Annotated in this window: 12 protein-coding genes; 11 read left to right on the plus strand and 1 reads right to left on the minus strand. The window is 44.6% G+C overall.

The genetic code is table 11. The annotated features are described in order from the left end of the window. The first annotated feature begins 5 nt into the window (after positions 1-5). From murC to AB4589_RS02975, 11 genes are all read left to right on the plus strand, one after another. Complete coding sequence (gene murC / locus AB4589_RS02925; RefSeq protein ID WP_012603213.1) at positions 6-1,466, plus strand: UDP-N-acetylmuramate--L-alanine ligase; 1,461 nt, start codon at positions 6-8, stop codon at positions 1,464-1,466. Between the two features lie 191 nt (positions 1,467-1,657). After that, positions 1,658-2,437 carry a cell division protein FtsQ/DivIB gene (locus AB4589_RS02930; RefSeq protein WP_009848959.1) on the plus strand — a complete coding sequence of 260 codons (780 nt, stop codon included), beginning with the start codon at positions 1,658-1,660 and terminating at the stop codon, positions 2,435-2,437. Then, positions 2,430-3,698: a cell division protein FtsA gene (gene ftsA / locus AB4589_RS02935; RefSeq protein WP_004729844.1), complete on the plus strand. Its 1,269-nt coding sequence runs from the start codon at positions 2,430-2,432 to the stop codon at positions 3,696-3,698. Before AB4589_RS02930 ends, ftsA begins: the two co-directional genes overlap by 8 nt. Positions 3,699-3,729: 31 nt before the next feature. Continuing rightward, positions 3,730-4,959 carry a cell division protein FtsZ gene (ftsZ, locus tag AB4589_RS02940; protein WP_012603216.1) on the plus strand — a complete coding sequence of 410 codons (1,230 nt, stop codon included), beginning with the start codon at positions 3,730-3,732 and terminating at the stop codon, positions 4,957-4,959. A gap of 96 nt (positions 4,960-5,055) precedes the next feature. Next, entirely contained in the window at positions 5,056-5,973 is a 918-nt protein-coding gene (gene lpxC / locus AB4589_RS02945) for a UDP-3-O-acyl-N-acetylglucosamine deacetylase (protein ID WP_372099280.1), read from the plus strand. Between the two features lie 388 nt (positions 5,974-6,361). Then, on the plus strand, positions 6,362-9,088 hold the full coding sequence (gene secA / locus AB4589_RS02950; RefSeq protein WP_372099282.1) for a preprotein translocase subunit SecA: 2,727 nt from the start codon (positions 6,362-6,364) through the stop codon (positions 9,086-9,088). A gap of 308 nt (positions 9,089-9,396) precedes the next feature. Continuing rightward, on the plus strand, positions 9,397-9,795 hold the full coding sequence (gene mutT / locus AB4589_RS02955; protein ID WP_009848390.1) for an 8-oxo-dGTP diphosphatase MutT: 399 nt from the start codon (positions 9,397-9,399) through the stop codon (positions 9,793-9,795). A gap of 92 nt (positions 9,796-9,887) precedes the next feature. Next, the gene (dapB, locus tag AB4589_RS02960) at positions 9,888-10,712 is read left to right on the plus strand and encodes a 4-hydroxy-tetrahydrodipicolinate reductase (RefSeq protein ID WP_020628676.1); all 825 of its coding nucleotides are present in this window, start codon (positions 9,888-9,890) and stop codon (positions 10,710-10,712) included. Positions 10,713-11,215: 503 nt separating this feature from the next. Next, on the plus strand, positions 11,216-12,370 hold the full coding sequence (gene carA / locus AB4589_RS02965) for a glutamine-hydrolyzing carbamoyl-phosphate synthase small subunit (protein ID WP_017101343.1): 1,155 nt from the start codon (positions 11,216-11,218) through the stop codon (positions 12,368-12,370). A gap of 16 nt (positions 12,371-12,386) precedes the next feature. Beyond that, on the plus strand, positions 12,387-15,617 hold the full coding sequence (gene carB, locus AB4589_RS02970; protein WP_009848393.1) for a carbamoyl-phosphate synthase large subunit: 3,231 nt from the start codon (positions 12,387-12,389) through the stop codon (positions 15,615-15,617). Positions 15,618-15,837: 220 nt separating this feature from the next. Then, a complete protein-coding gene (locus tag AB4589_RS02975; protein ID WP_372099285.1) occupies positions 15,838-16,617 on the plus strand; it encodes a TSUP family transporter in 780 nt (259 codons plus the stop codon). On the opposite strand, the gene AB4589_RS02980 is transcribed toward AB4589_RS02975, so the two are convergent. Next, entirely contained in the window at positions 16,568-17,413 is an 846-nt protein-coding gene (locus AB4589_RS02980) for a LysR family transcriptional regulator (protein WP_099167422.1), read from the minus strand. The genes AB4589_RS02975 and AB4589_RS02980 overlap by 50 nt on opposite strands. Positions 17,414-17,608 lie beyond the last annotated feature (195 nt).

Here is a 17,608-nt window from a genome sequence, read left to right on the forward strand (position 1 = left end):
AATTGATGACGATTGAACATACCCAAGACTTAGCGCAAATCCGTGCAATGGTGCCAGAGATGCGCCGTGTTAAATCTATCCACTTCATTGGTATTGGTGGTGCCGGAATGAGCGGGATTGCTGAAGTCTTGCTTAATGAAGGCTACCAGATCACAGGTTCTGATATTGCTCAAAATCCAGTGACAGAACGCTTAGTTAGCAAGGGGGCTACTGTTTACGTTGGTCACCAAGCAAGTAACGTTGCCGATGCAAGTGTTGTGGTGGTTTCAACCGCTATCAACGAAGAAAACCCAGAAATTATTGCAGCTCGTGAAGCGCGCACACCGATCGTTCGTCGTGCAGAAATGCTGGCTGAGCTAATGCGTTTTCGTCACGGTATTGCTGTGGCAGGTACGCACGGTAAAACAACCACGACTGCGCTAGTGACACAGATTTACTCTGAAGCAGGCCTAGATCCAACCTTCGTAAACGGTGGTTTGGTGAAAAGTGCAGGTACTAACGCACGTTTAGGTTCGAGCCGTATTCTTATCGCTGAAGCCGATGAGAGTGATGCTTCATTCTTACATCTGCAACCAATGGTTAGTATCGTCACTAACATCGAAGCGGATCATATGGATACTTACGGCGGCGATTTTGAAACGCTGAAGCAGACGTTTATTGATTTCTTACATAACCTGCCATTCTACGGCCAGGCTGTGATGTGTGTTGATGATCCTGTAGTGCGTGAGCTTATACCTCAGGTTAGCCGCCAAGTGATTACTTACGGCTTCTCAGAAGATGCTGATATCCGTATTGAAAACTATGTACAAGAAGGTCAGCAAGGCAAATTCACTGTGGTACGTGAAGGTAAAGCTAACCTTGATATTACGCTAAACATTCCGGGTCGTCACAATGCATTGAATGCATCCGCTGCGATTGCTGTTGCAACAGAAGATGACATCAGCGATGAAGCGATTCTAAAAGCGATGGCGGGAACCGAAGGCACGGGTCGTCGTTTCGATCATCTAGGTGAGTACGAAACAGGTAAAGGCGTTGCAATGCTGGTTGATGATTACGGTCATCACCCAACCGAAGTTGATGTGACGATTCAAGCTGCACGAAGTGGCTGGACTGATAAACGTCTTGTTATGATCTTCCAACCGCACCGTTACAGCCGTACTCGTGATCTGTATGATGATTTTGCGAACGTTCTTGAACAAGTTGATGTCCTAATTCTGTTAGATGTTTATTCTGCAGGTGAGAAACCTATTGCAGGGGCTGACGGGCGTTCATTAAGTCGAACTATTCGCGGGCGTGGTAAGATAGATCCAATCTTTGTTGCCGATATCAACGCACTGCCATCGGCTTTAGCCAACGTCATTCAAGGTGGTGACCTTGTTTTAACGCAGGGTGCAGGCGATGTTGGCCGAGTAGCGAAGCAGTTGGAATCGTTACAGTTAGACATTAATAAAATGCAGAACGCGTAACAGAATACTGTCTACAGACTGTGGTCAATCGCTCACTTCTTGCGATTGACCTAAAATTGACCAAAAATCTTATTATCAACGTTTGATAGTTTAGTTTTGCTCAGTATAATTCATAGGTTAAAGTAAGAGCTTTTACCTCTATTACGAAGATAGGGAATAGAATTGCGAACCAACGACAGGGAATGCGGGCTTTGGTAGAAAGTACTTTTAGCGAAAACCGCCACCTATTCAGTTTACCGTCGCTCAAGAAACACGCCTTAGGCGGGTCTTTTTTTGTCATGGTATTGCTATTCATTGGATTTCTTTTCTATACCACACTGACTTGGATGTGGGACGATCAGCGATTGCCTCTCTCCAAAATAGTACTTCAAGGCGACTTAACTTATGTAACCGCTGGTGATGTTCAACATGCCTTTAGCGAGCTAGAGCATATTGGAACATTCATGTCTCAAGATATTGGCGTGTTGCAACACAGTTTAGAAGCGTTGCCTTGGGTTTCTGTGGTCTCGATTCGTAAGCAGTGGCCAGACACAATAAAAGTATTTTTGACTGAGTATCATGCGACAGCTATCTGGAATGGCAATATGCTGTTGAATGAAGATGGTCAGGTGTTTAATGGTGATATTGGCCTTTTGAAGGGTGATAGAGTTAAACTTTACGGTCCAGATGGCACTAGCCAACAAGTGATTGAAAAGTGGCGACAGATAACGCCTTTAATTAACAGCCTAGGGTTAACCGTTACCTCGCTCGTTCTCAATGAGCGTCGCGCCTGGCAAATCATTCTAGACAACGGTATTCGTTTAGAATTAGGTAAAGATTTTTTAGATGAGCGTGTTGAGCGCTTTATTTCGCTTTACAACGAATTAGGTAGTAAGGCGAATCAAGTGAGCTACATCGACCTCAGGTACGATACGGGAGCCGCTGTAGGCTGGTTTCCAGAGCAAGAGTTAGAAGAGAGTACAGATGACTAAGACCGCAGATGACAACATAATCGTTGGTCTTGATATAGGCACTGCGACCATATCAGCTCTAGTTGGTGAAATATTGCCTGATGGTCAAATCAATATCATTGGTTCTGGGCAAAGCCCATCCAGAGGTATGGATAAAGGTGGTGTAAACGACCTAGAGTCGGTAGTGAAGTCGGTTCAGCGAGCGATTGATCAAGCAGAGTTGATGGCGGAATGCCAAATCAGCAATGTATTTATCTCGCTATCGGGTAAACATATCGCAAGCCGAATTGAAAAAGGCATGGGCACTATCTCTGATGAAGAAGTGTCTCAAGACGATATGGATCGAGCGATCCATACCGCGAAATCAATTAAAATAGGTGATGAGCAGAGAATTCTGCACGTGATCCCTCAGGAATTTACCATTGATTATCAAGAAGGGATTAAGAACCCACTTGGTTTATCTGGTGTTCGAATGGAAGTCAGTGTTCACCTAATTTCTTGCCATAGCGACATGGCGAGAAATATTATTAAAGCTGTTGAACGATGTGGTCTCACTGTAGAACAAATCGTGTTTTCAGGACTTGCCTCAAGTAATGCGGTAATTACTGACGACGAGAGAGAGCTTGGAGTCTGTGTTGTTGATATTGGTGCTGGTACGATGGATATCTCCATTTGGACTGGCGGCGCACTGCGACACACAGAAGTCTTTTCCTACGCAGGAAATGCAGTAACCAGTGATATTGCCTTCGCTTTTGGCACGCCAGTGAGCGATGCTGAAGAGATAAAAGTAAACCATGGTTGCGCTCTGAGTGAACTCGTAAGCAAGGATGATTCTGTTAACGTCCCTAGTGTAGGTGGCCGTCCATCGAGAAGTTTGCAAAGACAAACTTTGTCGGAAGTGATTGAACCACGTTACACTGAACTTATGGGGCTCGTTAACCAAACTATTGATACGGTTCAATTACAGCTACGAGATGAAGGTATTAAACACCACCTTGCAGCTGGCGTCGTTCTCACTGGTGGAGCGGCACAAATTGACGGATTGGTAGAGTGTGCGGAACGTGTTTTCCGCAATCAAGTTCGAGTTGGTAAGCCGTTAGAAGTTAGTGGTTTAACCGACTATGTTAAAGAGCCGTATCATTCTACGGCGGTTGGTTTACTTCATTACGCAAGAGATTGTCAGATCAGCGATGAAGGTGATTACAGCGAACCTAAGCGTTCAGCACCTTCTATGTCTGGTTTATTTGGTAAATTGCGTAATTGGATACAAAAAGAGTTTTAACCTGAGTTGCAGGAAAAAACGGAGATAACACATGTTTGAACCGATGATGGAAATGTCTGACGATGCAGTAATTAAAGTCGTTGGAGTTGGTGGCGGTGGCGGTAACGCTGTTGAGCACATGGTGCGTGAATCAATCGAAGGTGTAGAATTCATCAGTGTTAACACTGATGCACAAGCACTTCGTAAAACAAGCGTTAGCAGCGTGATCCAAATTGGTGGTGATATCACTAAAGGTTTGGGCGCTGGTGCAAACCCACAAGTAGGCCGTGATGCAGCTCTCGAAGATCGAGAAAGAATTAAAGAAGTTCTAACTGGCGCCGATATGGTATTTATCGCAGCTGGTATGGGCGGTGGTACGGGTACAGGTGCTGCTCCAGTTATTGCTGAAGTTGCGAAAGAGCTGGGTGTGCTAACGGTTGCTGTTGTAACTAAGCCATTTAGCTTCGAAGGCAAAAAGCGTTTAGCGTTTGCTGAGCAAGGTATCGAAGAGCTTTCTAAGCATGTGGATTCTTTAATTACGATTCCAAATGAAAAGCTACTTAAGGTACTTGGCCGCGGCGTCACTCTGCTAGAAGCTTTCGCAAGTGCAAATGATGTACTTAAAAATGCTGTACAAGGTATCGCTGAGCTAATTACTCGCCCAGGTATGATTAACGTCGATTTCGCGGATGTTCGCACCGTAATGTCAGAGATGGGTCATGCAATGATGGGTAGCGGTATCGCAAAAGGCGAAGACCGTGCTGAAGAAGCTGCTGAAACGGCAATTTCTAGCCCACTACTAGAAGACATCGACCTAGCTGGTGCTCGTGGCGTTCTTGTGAACATCACAGCTGGCCTAGATATGCGCTTAGATGAATTCGAAACAGTAGGTAATACAGTTAAGGCATTCGCATCTGATAACGCAACAGTTGTGATTGGTACATCTCTAGACCCTGATATGACGGATGAAATCCGTGTAACTGTTGTAGCAACAGGTATCGGCACAGAGAAAAAACCAGACATTACACTAGTTGCTGGTGGTAAAGCTAAGGTTGCACCAACTCCTCAACCACAGGTAGCGGCTCAAACTGCACCAAAAGTGGAAGATAAAGTGGCACAACCATTGCAAGAAAAAACTGAGGTAAAACCTCAAGTTAAGCCGCAGCCAACAACGTCACCTGTTTCTTCAGGTACAGGCGCTAGCCAAAGTGCAGCACCTAAAGCTGAAAAAGAGAGTGGATACTTAGATATTCCGGCATTCTTACGACGTCAGGCTGATTAACAAATACCCAAAGTTTGACTATCGTCGAATTAATGGTAAAATTCGCGGTCGGTAAATCCTGACCGTGATTTGTAGCACTGATAACGAGGCAAGCAGATGATCAGACAACGTACTCTGAAAGAAATTGTGAAAACAACTGGTGTGGGTCTCCACTCTGGTCGTAAAGTCACACTTACTCTTCGCCCGGCAGCTGCAAATACAGGTATTGTTTATCGTCGTACAGATGTAAATCCACCTGTAGATTTCCCAGCTGATCCAGCGTCAGTTCGTGACACTATGTTATGTACTGCTCTTGTTAATGACGAAGGCGTACGTATCTCTACAGTGGAACACCTTAATGCAGCTCTAGCGGGTATGGGTATCGACAACATTATTGTTGAAGTCGATGCACCAGAGATCCCAATTATGGATGGTAGCGCAAGCCCATTCGTATACTTGCTACAGCAAGCGGGTGTAGAAACACTGAATGCAGCGAAACGTTTTATTCGAATCAAAAAGCCAATCCGTTTTGACGATGGCGATAAGTGGGCAGAGTTTGTGCCATTTAACGGCTTCCGTATGGACTTCGAAATCGAATTCAATCATCCAGCAATTGAATCTGATGAACAGCACCTGTTGTTTGATTTTTCTTCACAAGGCTTTGTGAAAGAAATTTCTCGTGCTCGTACCTTCGGCTTCATGCGTGATATTGAATACCTACAATCACAAAACTTGTGTTTGGGTGGTAGCTTTGATTGCGCAATCGTACTAGACGAATACCGAATTCTTAATGAAGAAGGTCTACGTTTCGAAAACGAGTTCGTAACGCATAAAGTGCTAGATGCGATTGGTGACCTTTACATGTGTGGACACGCTATTATTGGTGAATTCCGTGCATACAAATCAGGTCACGGCCTAAATAATCAACTACTACGCGCAGTACTTGCTGATGCAGAAGCTTGGGAATGGGCAACATTCGAAGAAGAAGTTGGTTCTCCTGTTGCGTTTGCTGAACCAGGAATGGTTCTAGCGTAATTGTTGTTTACGACAATATAAGATTTTGAAAACCAGGTCATTGACCTGGTTTTTTTGTATCTATTTTCCAGATACAGTGTCGTCAGCATTTAAAATTAGCCTAGTATTTGCCTACAGTCTGGCTAATCCATCAACAATTAGAAAGAAAAGTACCAAGCACATCAAACAAATGGGGTTATAAATGGTCGTTGGTGTGAAAATTACTTACACTAGAGGGCATTAATTTTAACGAAAGCCTTGAAAACTCTACTCTCAAGTACAATATCAAAGATACTAGATTTATCTCAGTATCCTTGGTTAGTAACTAAAGACTAGTTTATAGCTAGTAGAGACTGACGGCATTTAAAATAGATCGCGGACGATCTGAGAACGAAGAGATTCCAAGCACATGATTACTAAGCTGCTGACAAAGGTAATTGGCAGTCGCAATGACAGAACACTGCGCCGCCTTAGAAAAATTGTAAAAGAAATTAATAACTTCGAACCAACGTTTGAAGCTCTTTCAGATGATGAACTAAAAGCAAAAACGGTTGAGTTTCGTGAGCGCTTAGATAAAGGTGAATCGTTAGATCAACTTCTACCTGAAGCATTCGCTACGGTACGTGAAGCGTCGAAGCGTGTTTACGGCATGCGTCATTTTGACGTGCAAATGATTGGTGGCATGGTTCTTAATGCTGGCCAAATTGCAGAGATGCGTACTGGTGAAGGTAAGACACTTACCGCAACCCTACCAGCTTATCTAAACGCGCTACCAAGCAAAGGTGTTCACGTAATAACGGTGAACGATTACCTAGCGAAGCGTGATGCGGAAACAAACCGCCCATTATTTGAATTCCTTGGCATGACTGTTGGCGTGAATGTGGCAAACATGGCTCCGCCAGAGAAAAAAGAAGCGTACCAAGCTGACATCCTATACGGAACAAACAACGAGTTTGGTTTTGATTACCTTCGTGACAACATGGCTTTCCGTGCTGAAGACCGAGTTCAACGTGAGCGCTTCTTTGCTGTAGTCGATGAGGTTGACTCAATCTTAATTGATGAAGCTCGTACTCCGTTAATTATCTCTGGCCCCGCTGAAGATAGTTCTGACCTTTATACGCGCATTAACACTCTAATTCCTTCTCTAGAGCGTCAAGATAAAGAAGATTCAGAAGAGTACCGTGGTGAAGGTCACTACACCATGGACGAAAAATCAAAACAGGTTCACCTGACTGAAAACGGTCAAGAGTTTGTAGAAGAACTAATGGTCAAAAACGGCTTGATGGAAGAGGGTGACACACTTTACTCTCCAACCAATATCAGCCTATTGCACCATGTGAATGCTGCGCTTCGTGCACACGTATTGTTTGAGAAAAACGTCGACTACATCGTTACTGAAGAAGGCGAAGTGGTTATCGTTGATGAACATACTGGTCGTACTATGCCAGGTCGTCGTTGGTCTGAAGGTTTACACCAAGCTGTTGAAGCTAAAGAAGGTGTGAAGATTCAAAATGAAAACCAAACATTAGCATCGATCACATTCCAGAATTTCTTCCGTCTGTATGAAAAACTGTCAGGTATGACAGGTACTGCTGATACAGAAGCGTTCGAATTCCAGTCTATCTACGGCCTAGAAACGGTGGTTATCCCAACCAACAAGCCTATGGTTCGTAACGATATGCCAGATGTGGTTTATCGTACTGAAGAAGACAAGTTCAATGCGATCATTGAAGACATCAAAGACCGTGTAGCGGCTGGTCAGCCATCACTGGTTGGTACAGTTTCTATCGAGAAATCTGAACTGCTGTCTAACGCATTGAAAAAATCAAAAATTAAGCACAACGTTCTAAATGCTAAGTTTCATGAAATGGAAGCTGAGATCGTTGCACAAGCTGGTATGCCTGGTGCGGTAACTATCGCAACTAACATGGCCGGTCGTGGTACCGATATCGTGCTAGGTGGTAGCTGGCAGGCACAACTTGAGAAGATAGAGAACCCAACCAAAGAGCAGATCGAGAAGATCAAAGCTGATTGGAGAATCATTCACGATAAAGTACTTGAGTCAGGTGGTCTGCACATCATTGGTACTGAGCGTCATGAATCTCGCCGTATCGATAACCAGCTACGTGGTCGTTCTGGTCGTCAAGGTGATGCGGGTTCTTCGCGTTTCTACCTATCAATGGAAGATTCTCTACTACGTATATTTACGTCTGATCGTATGGCTGGTCTTATCCAAAGTGGTATGGACGAAGGCGAAGCGATTGAATCTAAGATGCTGTCTCGCTCAATTGAAAAAGCACAACGTAAAGTGGAAGGTCGCAACTTCGACATCCGTAAGCAGCTTCTTGAGTACGATGATGTAGCCAATGACCAACGTAAGGTTGTTTATGAACTACGTGATGAACTGATGAGTTCAGATGACATCAGTGAAATGATCGAACACAACCGTGAAGATGTACTGGCGTCAGTTATTGATGAATACATCGCTCCTCAGTCTCTTGAAGATATGTGGGATATTGCGGGTCTGCAAGATCGTCTGAAGAATGACTTCGATCTAGACTTTGACATTCAAGGTTGGTTAGACGAAGACGACAAGCTTTATGAAGAAGCCTTGCGTGAGCGCATTCTTGGTATGGCGGTTGATTCTTACAAACAGAAAGAAGAAGTGGTTGGTGCTCAAGTACTGCGTAACTTCGAGAAGTCTGTGATGCTACAAACGCTAGACGGCCTTTGGAAAGAGCACTTGGCTGCGATGGATCACCTTCGTCAAGGTATCCACTTACGTGGTTATGCTCAGAAGAACCCGAAACAAGAGTATAAGCGCGAGTCGTTTGAACTGTTTGAAGGCCTACTAGATGTACTGAAAACAGACGTTGTGACCATCCTTTCTAAAGTTCGTGTTCAGCAACAAGAAGAAGTTGAAAAGATGGAAGCTCAACGTCAAGCTCAAGCTGAACAAGCGGCGCGTCGTGCACAAGCACAACATGCAACGGCTGAAAACCAGCTAGCTGACGAAGAAGCGGATGCGGCATCTCCACAAACGGTAGTACGCGATGAGCGTAAAGTGGGTCGTAACGAACCATGTCCATGTGGAAGTGGTAAGAAGTACAAACAGTGTCACGGTAAAATAGACTAAGTCTGGTGAATCGTTGCTGTAACGGATGATTGTAGTGTCGGAGGTACTCACTTACTAACGTAAGCTCCGTGCCTCCTCCTTGCACTCACCACGTCACAGCTTAGCTTCACACAAACTTATTGATAAAAAGAGTCGCTTAGGCGGCTCTTTTTGTATGTGAAAATAATAAGGTTTCGATAGCGTCATCCTCGAGAGTGAGGGACGAGCGAATCGGGGGATCTTTCGAACTAACAAAAGAGCAGATTCCCTATCTAATTCGTTCCTCATTGTAGGGAATGACGCTAGGGACATAGAAGGAACACCATCATATGAAAAGAATCCACATTGTAGCGGGCATCATCTTCAATCAAGATAAGTCACAGGTATTTATCACTAAGCGCCCAGACGATAAACACAAAGGCGGTTTTTGGGAATTTCCAGGTGGCAAGGTTGAAGCGGGCGAAACCATCGAACAAGCAATGACTCGTGAGCTTGATGAAGAGATTGGTATTAAGGTGACAGAACAGACTTTGTTTGAACACCTTGAGTTTGACTATACGGATAAGTCACTTAAGTTTGATTTCATCCTTGTGACCGAATTCGAGCAACAGCCTTATGGTAAAGAAGGTCAACAAGGTGAATGGGTCGATCTTGAATCATTGAGTCAATACGCCTTCCCCGAAGCAAACGTGCCAATTTTAGAGCGAGTAATAAAAGAGTTTTCGTAATTGCTAGCCTGAGTTTGAGATTGTTGTTAGTTTAAAGAGATTAATCGATTGAACGTTGCTGCAAGAGATAAGTGGCAACGGTAACCAAAACAATGGAGATATTCGCAGTGGTAAGAATTGCAATTGCAGGAGCAGCTGGCCGTATGGGTCGTAACTTGGTGAAAGCCGCTCACCATAATTCAGAAGCAAGCGTTGGTGCTGGTTCAGAACGTCCAGAATCATCTTTGGTCGGTGTTGACGTCGGCGAGTTATGCGGTGAAGGTCGTTTTGATGTGGCTCTAGTTGATGACCTTTCGAAAGCGATTGAAGAGTTTGACGTGATCGTCGACTTTACCGCACCTGTAAGCACATTAGCGAATATTGAACTTTGTAAACGTCACGGTAAAAAACTGATCATCGGCACTACGGGTTTCTCTGAAGAAGAAAAGCAGGTTATCGATGCGGCTTCAAAAGAGATGGCTATCGTAATGGCACCGAACTATAGCGTTGGTGTGAACTTGGTTTTTAAGCTGTTAGAGAAGGCCGCTAAAGTGATGGGCGATTACTGTGATGTCGAGATCGTTGAGGCTCATCACCGTCATAAAGTCGATGCGCCTTCTGGTACTGCAATTGGTATGGGCGAAGCGATCGCTGGTGCGATGGGCAATGAGCTAAACGATGTCGCAGTCTGGTCACGCGAAGGCATTACGGGCGAGCGTACCAAAGATGAGATCGGTTTTGCGACAATTCGTGCCGGTGACATTATTGGTGAGCATACCGCTATGTTTGCTGATATCGGTGAGCGAGTAGAAATTACCCATAAAGCAACGGATAGAATGACCTTTGCCAATGGCGCAATCAAGGCCGCAGTTTGGTTAAATGATAAACCAGCAGGCTTTTATACCATGACAGACGTCCTTGGTTTGAATGACCTGTAAATAGATATTTATGCGCTGGCAATTGCCGGCGCTTTCTTTATTTGCCCCTTTTTTCTACTTAAACTCCTCTTGGTCACTTTCTTCTTATTCTCCGATTTTTCTGATTAGAACTGCATTTAGTTGTTGTTTATCGCTGTTTGGTTGTTATTTTTGATTTAAAGCTTTAAATCTATGTGCTTACTCATTGTATTTATCGATTGCGTTTTGTTGGTGATATTTTTGCCACCTAACGGTGGGTGAAAATGACGGGAGAAAATTAGAAAATCGTAATATTCCTATTAATAGAGTATGAAAGTTGAACTTTTGAAGCTTTGATGGGGAAAATTGAATTAGTTCTTACAAATGTTTAATTTCTTTTGCGTTAAATGTTGACACGTATCACGCAGATCACTAAAATACCGCCAATTTGTCTAATTTCCATAAACACGCAGTTTTTGGTGTTGCAGGAAGGTAGATTTGCAAATTAAATCAATTTTAATGCATTTTTATTTCTGGAGGTTGTCTTGAAGAAGTCAGCACTACTCGTCCTAGAAGATGGGACAGTATTTCACGGTGAAGCCATTGGCGCTGTAGGTTCTGCAGTTGGTGAAGTCGTTTTTAATACCTCGATGACGGGGTACCAAGAAATCCTCACTGATCCTTCCTATTCTCAACAAATCGTTACCCTTACTTACCCTCACATTGGCAATACCGGAACCAATTCCGAAGATGAAGAATCTTCTTCAATCCACGCTCAAGGCCTTGTGATTCGCGATCTCCCTCTAATCGCTTCTAACTTCCGTAATGAACAATCCCTTTCTGATTACCTTAAGTCGCAAAACGTTGTTGGTATCGCTGATATCGATACTCGTAAGCTGACGCGTATTCTTCGTGAAAAAGGCGCACAGAACGGTTGTATCGTAGCTGGCTCTTCAGTAAATGATGGAAATTTAGACGAAGCTTTGGCTCTAGCTAAAGCAAAAGAATTCCCTGGCCTGAAAGGTATGGACCTTGCGAAAGAAGTTACAACAAAAGAAGCGTATCAATGGAAACAAGGTTCGTGGACGCTTACGGGTGGACTTCCTGAAGCGAAAGCAGACTCTGAATTGCCATACCACGTTGTTGCTTATGACTTCGGAGCAAAACGTAACATCCTACGAATGCTTGTTGACCGCGGCTGCCGCCTAACGGTTGTTCCTGCTGAGACTTCTGCTGAAGAAGTACTAGCACTGAACCCAGACGGTGTTTTCCTTTCAAATGGCCCTGGTGATCCAGAACCATGTACTTACGCAATTGAAGCGACAAAAGTGTTCCTAGAAAAAGGCTTACCAATCTTTGGTATCTGTCTAGGTCACCAGATTCTTGCTCTTGCGTCAGGCGCTAAGACAGTGAAGATGAAGTTTGGTCACCACGGTGCAAACCACCCGGTTAAAGATTTAGATCGTGATGTTGTGATGATTACTTCACAAAACCACGGCTTTGCTGCTGACGAAGATACGCTTCCAGAGACATTACGAGCGACTCATAAGTCTCTATTTGATGGTTCTCTACAAGGTATCCACCGTACAGACAAACCAGCATTTAGCTTCCAAGGTCACCCAGAAGCAAGTCCAGGTCCAGAAGATGCGGCGCCGCTATTCGACCACTTCATTGAATTAATTAAACAGCACACAGCGTAATCCGGAGTAGTAGATAATGCCAAAACGTACTGACATTAAAAGTGTTCTAATTCTAGGTGCTGGTCCGATTGTTATCGGTCAAGCATGTGAGTTTGATTACTCTGGTGCTCAAGCTTGTAAAGCACTTCGCGAAGAAGGTTACCGAGTTATTCTTGTAAACTCGAACCCAGCGACAATCATGACTGACCCCGACATGGCTGATGCGACTTACATCGAACCTATCCAATGGGAAGTGGTTCGTAACATCATCGCTAAAGAGAAGCCTGATGCAGTTCTACCGACAATGGGCGGCCAAACTGCACTTAACTGTGCGTTAGATTTAGAAAAATACGGCGTACTTGAAGAGTTCGGCGTAGAGATGATTGGCGCAACTGCTGACGCTATTGATAAAGCTGAAGACCGCTCTCGTTTTGATAAAGCAATGAAAGCTATTGGTCTTGAGTGTCCAACGGCTGATACAGCGAAAACGATGGAAGAAGCTTACAAAGTTCAAGAAATGGTTGGTTTCCCTTGTATCATTCGTCCATCGTTTACGATGGGTGGTACAGGCGGTGGTATCGCTTATAACAAAGAAGAATTTGAAGAAATTTGTCGTCGTGGTCTGGATCTTTCTCCAACCAACGAACTTCTAATCGATGAGTCACTTATCGGTTGGAAAGAGTATGAGATGGAAGTGGTTCGCGACAAGAACGACAACTGCATCATCGTATGTGCGATTGAAAACTTTGACCCAATGGGTATTCACACTGGTGACTCGATCACCGTGGCTCCTGCTCAAACGCTAACAGACAAAGAATACCAACTAATGCGTAACGCTTCTCTAGCGGTACTGCGTGAGATTGGTGTTGAAACGGGTGGCTCAAACGTACAGTTTGGTATTAACCCGAAAGATGGCCGTATGGTTATCATCGAGATGAACCCACGTGTATCTCGTTCTTCTGCACTTGCTTCTAAAGCAACAGGTTTCCCAATCGCTAAGATTGCAGCGAAACTGGCTGTTGGCTTTACGCTAGACGAGCTAATGAATGACATCACTGGTGGCGCAACGCCAGCATCATTCGAACCAACAATCGATTACGTAGTAACTAAGATTCCTCGTTTTAACTTCGAGAAGTTTGCAGGTGCTAACGACCGTCTAACGACTCAAATGAAGTCGGTTGGTGAAGTTATGGCTATCGGCCGTAACCAACAAGAATCTCTCCAGAAAGCACTTCGCGGTCTAGAAGTTGGCGCAACTGGTTTTGACGAAATGGTCGACCTAGATGCACCTGACGCACTAACGACGATTCGCCATGAGCTTAAAGAAGCTGGTTCTGACCGTATTTGGTACATCGCAGATGCTTTCCGTGCTGGTATGTCAGTTGATGGTGTATTCAACCTAACGCAAATTGACCGTTGGTTCCTAGTTCAAATCGAAGACATCGTAAAACTAGAGCAAGAACTTAAAGCGAAAGGCTTTGCTGGTCTGAATAAAGACGAGCTAATGAAGCTTAAGCGTAAAGGTTTTGCTGATGCTCGCCTGTCTAAGATTCTAGGTGTGGCTGAAAGTGAAATTCGTCGTCTACGTGACCAATACGATATTCACCCAGTCTACAAGCGTGTAGATACGTGTGCGGCTGAGTTCTCTTCTGATACGGCTTACATGTACTCATCTTACGATGATGAATGTGAATCGAACCCAACAGACAAAGAGAAAATCATGATCTTAGGCGGCGGTCCAAACCGTATCGGCCAAGGTATTGAATTCGATTACTGTTGTGTGCACGCATCTCTAGCACTACGTGAAGATGGCTACGAAACAATCATGGTTAACTGTAACCCTGAGACAGTTTCGACTGACTACGATACGTCTGACCGTCTGTACTTTGAACCAGTAACTCTGGAAGACGTACTAGCAATCGTTCGTGTTGAGAAGCCAAAAGGCGTTATCGTTCAGTACGGTGGTCAAACACCACTGAAACTGGCTCGTGAGCTTGAAGCTGCTGGCGTACCAATCATTGGTACTAGCCCAGACGCAATCGACCGTGCAGAAGACCGTGAGCGTTTCCAAGTTGCTGTTGACCGTCTTGGTCTTCTACAACCAGAAAACGCGACAGTAACAACAATGGAGCAAGCGGTAGAGAAATCTCGCGAAATCGGCTTCCCATTGGTTGTTCGTCCTTCTTATGTTCTTGGTGGTCGAGCGATGGAAATCGTATACGATGAGCAAGACTTACGCCGCTACTTCAACGAAGCAGTTAGCGTTTCAAACGAATCTCCAGTACTACTTGATAGCTTCCTAGATGATGCTGTTGAAGTGGACGTTGATGCGATTTGTGACGGTGAGCGCGTTGTTATTGCGGGTATCATGGAGCATATCGAGCAAGCGGGTGTTCACTCAGGTGACTCAGCATGTTCTCTTCCGGCTTACACGTTAAGCCAAGAAATCCAAGACGTAATGCGTGAGCAAGTTGAAAAGCTAGCGTTCGAGTTGGGTGTTCGTGGTCTGATGAATACGCAGTTTGCTGTTAAGAACAACCAAGTGTACCTAATCGAGGTTAACCCTCGTGCAGCACGTACAGTGCCGTTCGTATCGAAAGCAACAGGCGCAGCAGTCGCTAAGATTGCAGCTCGTGTGATGGCTGGTCAATCGTTAGAGTCTCAAGGCTTTACGAAAGAAATCATCCCACCATACTACTCAGTGAAAGAAGTTGTTCTTCCGTTCAACAAATTCCCTGGTGTTGACCCACTATTAGGCCCAGAAATGCGCTCTACTGGTGAAGTTATGGGTGTTGGTGCAACGTTTGCTGAAGCATACTCTAAAGCTGAATTGGGTTGTGGTCACATCTACCCTGAAGGCGGTCGTGCATTGCTTTCTGTTCGCGAAGGCGACAAAGAGCGTGTTGTTGACCTAGCATCTAAGCTATCTAAGCTTGGTTACCAGCTAGACGCAACTCACGGTACAGCTGTTATCCTTGGCGAAGCGGGTATCAACCCACGTCTAGTAAACAAGGTACACGAAGGTCGTCCTCACATTCTTGACCGTATCAAGAACAACGAGTACACGTACATCGTGAACACTGCAGCTGGCCGTCAAGCGATTGAAGATTCTAAAGTTCTTCGTCGTGGCGCGTTGGCTGAGAAAGTGAACTACACGACTACGCTAAACGCTGCATTCGCGACTTGTATGGCGCACACTGCAGACGCGAAAACGTCAGTAACTTCAGTTCAAGAGCTACACGCACAAGTTAAAGCTTCTCTAGCTTAATAGGCTCACGTGTATCGCTGTTAAGCGGATATAAATGCTCAAAGCCCACTCTTCGGAGTGGGCTTTTTTATGTCTGTCATCTGGTGTCGGTTAGATGGTGAAAATCTGGTGATGGCTAAATGAAGAAAATTTGGAATAGGTTACAATCTTGTGTTTCGTTGTTGATTGTTTACTCGCGGTGGTAAGTTGTCGCTACACGAGAATTTAAGGCGTTGGGTATATGGAAATCACTCTAGAAATATTGGCTATCTTGTTTGTTGTTGCAACGGCGGCAGGCTTTATCGATGCAATGGCTGGCGGCGGTGGATTGTTGACTCTACCTGCATTGCTAGCGGCCGGAGTGCCACCAACGCAAGCACTGGCAACCAATAAACTTCAAAGCTCATTTGGTAGTTTTTCTGCCAGTTGGTATTTCGTGCGCAACGGCATCGTTAGTATTAAAGAGATGCGCCTCGCGATCTTTTGTACTTTTATTGGTTCTGCAATTGGTGCCGAGTTAGTCCAGCACATTGATGCGAGTTTACTGACTAGCGTGATACCGCTGCTGCTTATCGCTATCTCTCTCTATTTCCTGTTAGCACCCCAAACTAGAGCGTCTGAAGGTAAGCAAAAGATGTCTGAAGCCGTGTTTGCTTTGTGCATTGGTGGCGGTGTTGGTTTCTACGATGGCTTCTTTGGCCCAGGAACGGGTTCTATTTTCACCGTCTGTTTTGTCGCTATCGGCCATTTCTCTTTAGTGGATGCAACGGCACGTACTAAGGTTCTTAATTTCACTTCGAATATCGCAGCTTTAATCTTCTTTATTTTGGCTGGTTTACCCATTTGGGAATTAGGCTTAGTGATGGCGGTTGGTGGCTTTATGGGCGCTCAGCTTGGCGCTAAAGTAGTGGTGACAAAAGGGCAGAAATGGATTCGCCCCCTTGTGATCGTGATGTCGATGTTAATGGCGTCTAAACTGCTTTGGGAACAGCATCAACAATGGATTCTATCAGTATTTTAACTCGCGGAGATTGATAGCTGTTCGGCCTTACACAGATATGAATAGGTCGAATTAACCCCTCTAATTCAGCGAAGCTAAATAGGTATTGAGGCTCAATATTGAGTGTCTTTACGATAGAGAGCGGGATCAAAGCTGGCCCCGTTCCTCCCAACGCTAGCTGGGCTGCTGCGGTGTAGGCATCCATCTCCATCAAGGGTTTGATGCCGAACTTTTCAAGCACAGATAACTGATACGAGTTTGCTGGATTGGTCATATCGTTAGTGATGACCATTGGAGGAAGCTCCGTTAACGGCGACTTACTTACTATGTAAAACGGCTCATCAAACAGGTGGAATGTCATCAATCCATGATGCGGCGGCAGTAGACCAGCACACAACCCCAAGGTCGCCTTACCAGATTGCACTCGCTCGATAATTCTTGGTGTATGATTAGTGGTGATGGTGATGTATTTATCTTGCTGGATAAATTTCCCCATCATTTCACCTAGATAACCTGCGATCAAAGATTTAGAGCTATCTAAGGTAATAAGGGTGGTGTCTTCCAACTCTTGTTGCTCGTAGATAAGCCCTCTAAGTTCATTGAATGCTGGGCCAATACTTTCGATGAGCGCGATTGCATCCGGCGTCAGTTTTATCTGTCGGCCACTCGGTTCTATGAGTTTCTTACCTAACTTCTTCTCTAAATTTGCAATCCGTTTGCTGACCGCTGATTGGCTGATATAAAGCAAACTGCCGGTTCGGCTCATGGTTTTAGCTTTACTTAAAACCAATAGAGTTTCGATTCCTTCTAGTAACATTGAGTGATATTCATGAAAGTTGGGAATGATTGAACCAAGTTACCTTAAACGTCATTCATTCTCTAGATTTGAAATTAAAGGTTTGAACTCAGTTAGGTATTTTTAATTGTGAACGCAAAGTGTCACGAGAGCATTAGAATGGATTGCAGAGCGAGCTGGATTAAAAAAGACTCCTTTGCGGAGCCTTTTAGTCAT

Source organism: Vibrio sp. 10N.222.49.A3 (assembly GCF_041475145.1).
In the GTDB taxonomy this organism is placed as follows: Bacteria; Pseudomonadota; Gammaproteobacteria; order Enterobacterales; family Vibrionaceae; genus Vibrio; species Vibrio tasmaniensis_A.

What these genes read in the sequence shown, in the direction of transcription:
- murC (WP_012603213.1), top strand. Translation starts at nt 6, where the DNA reads ATGACGATTGAACATACCCAAGACTTAGCGCAAATCCGTGCAATGGTG.
- ftsA (WP_004729844.1), top strand. Translation starts at nt 2,430, where the DNA reads ATGACTAAGACCGCAGATGACAACATAATCGTTGGTCTTGATATAGGC.
- ftsZ (WP_012603216.1), top strand. Translation starts at nt 3,730, where the DNA reads ATGTTTGAACCGATGATGGAAATGTCTGACGATGCAGTAATTAAAGTC.
- lpxC (WP_372099280.1), top strand. Translation starts at nt 5,056, where the DNA reads ATGATCAGACAACGTACTCTGAAAGAAATTGTGAAAACAACTGGTGTG.
- secA (WP_372099282.1), top strand. Translation starts at nt 6,362, where the DNA reads ATGATTACTAAGCTGCTGACAAAGGTAATTGGCAGTCGCAATGACAGA.
- mutT (WP_009848390.1), top strand. Translation starts at nt 9,397, where the DNA reads ATGAAAAGAATCCACATTGTAGCGGGCATCATCTTCAATCAAGATAAG.
- dapB (WP_020628676.1), top strand. Translation starts at nt 9,888, where the DNA reads ATGGAGATATTCGCAGTGGTAAGAATTGCAATTGCAGGAGCAGCTGGC.
- carB (WP_009848393.1), top strand. Translation starts at nt 12,387, where the DNA reads ATGCCAAAACGTACTGACATTAAAAGTGTTCTAATTCTAGGTGCTGGT.
- AB4589_RS02975 (WP_372099285.1), top strand. Translation starts at nt 15,838, where the DNA reads ATGGAAATCACTCTAGAAATATTGGCTATCTTGTTTGTTGTTGCAACG.
- AB4589_RS02980 (WP_099167422.1), bottom strand. Translation starts at nt 17,413, where the DNA reads ATGTTACTAGAAGGAATCGAAACTCTATTGGTTTTAAGTAAAGCTAAA.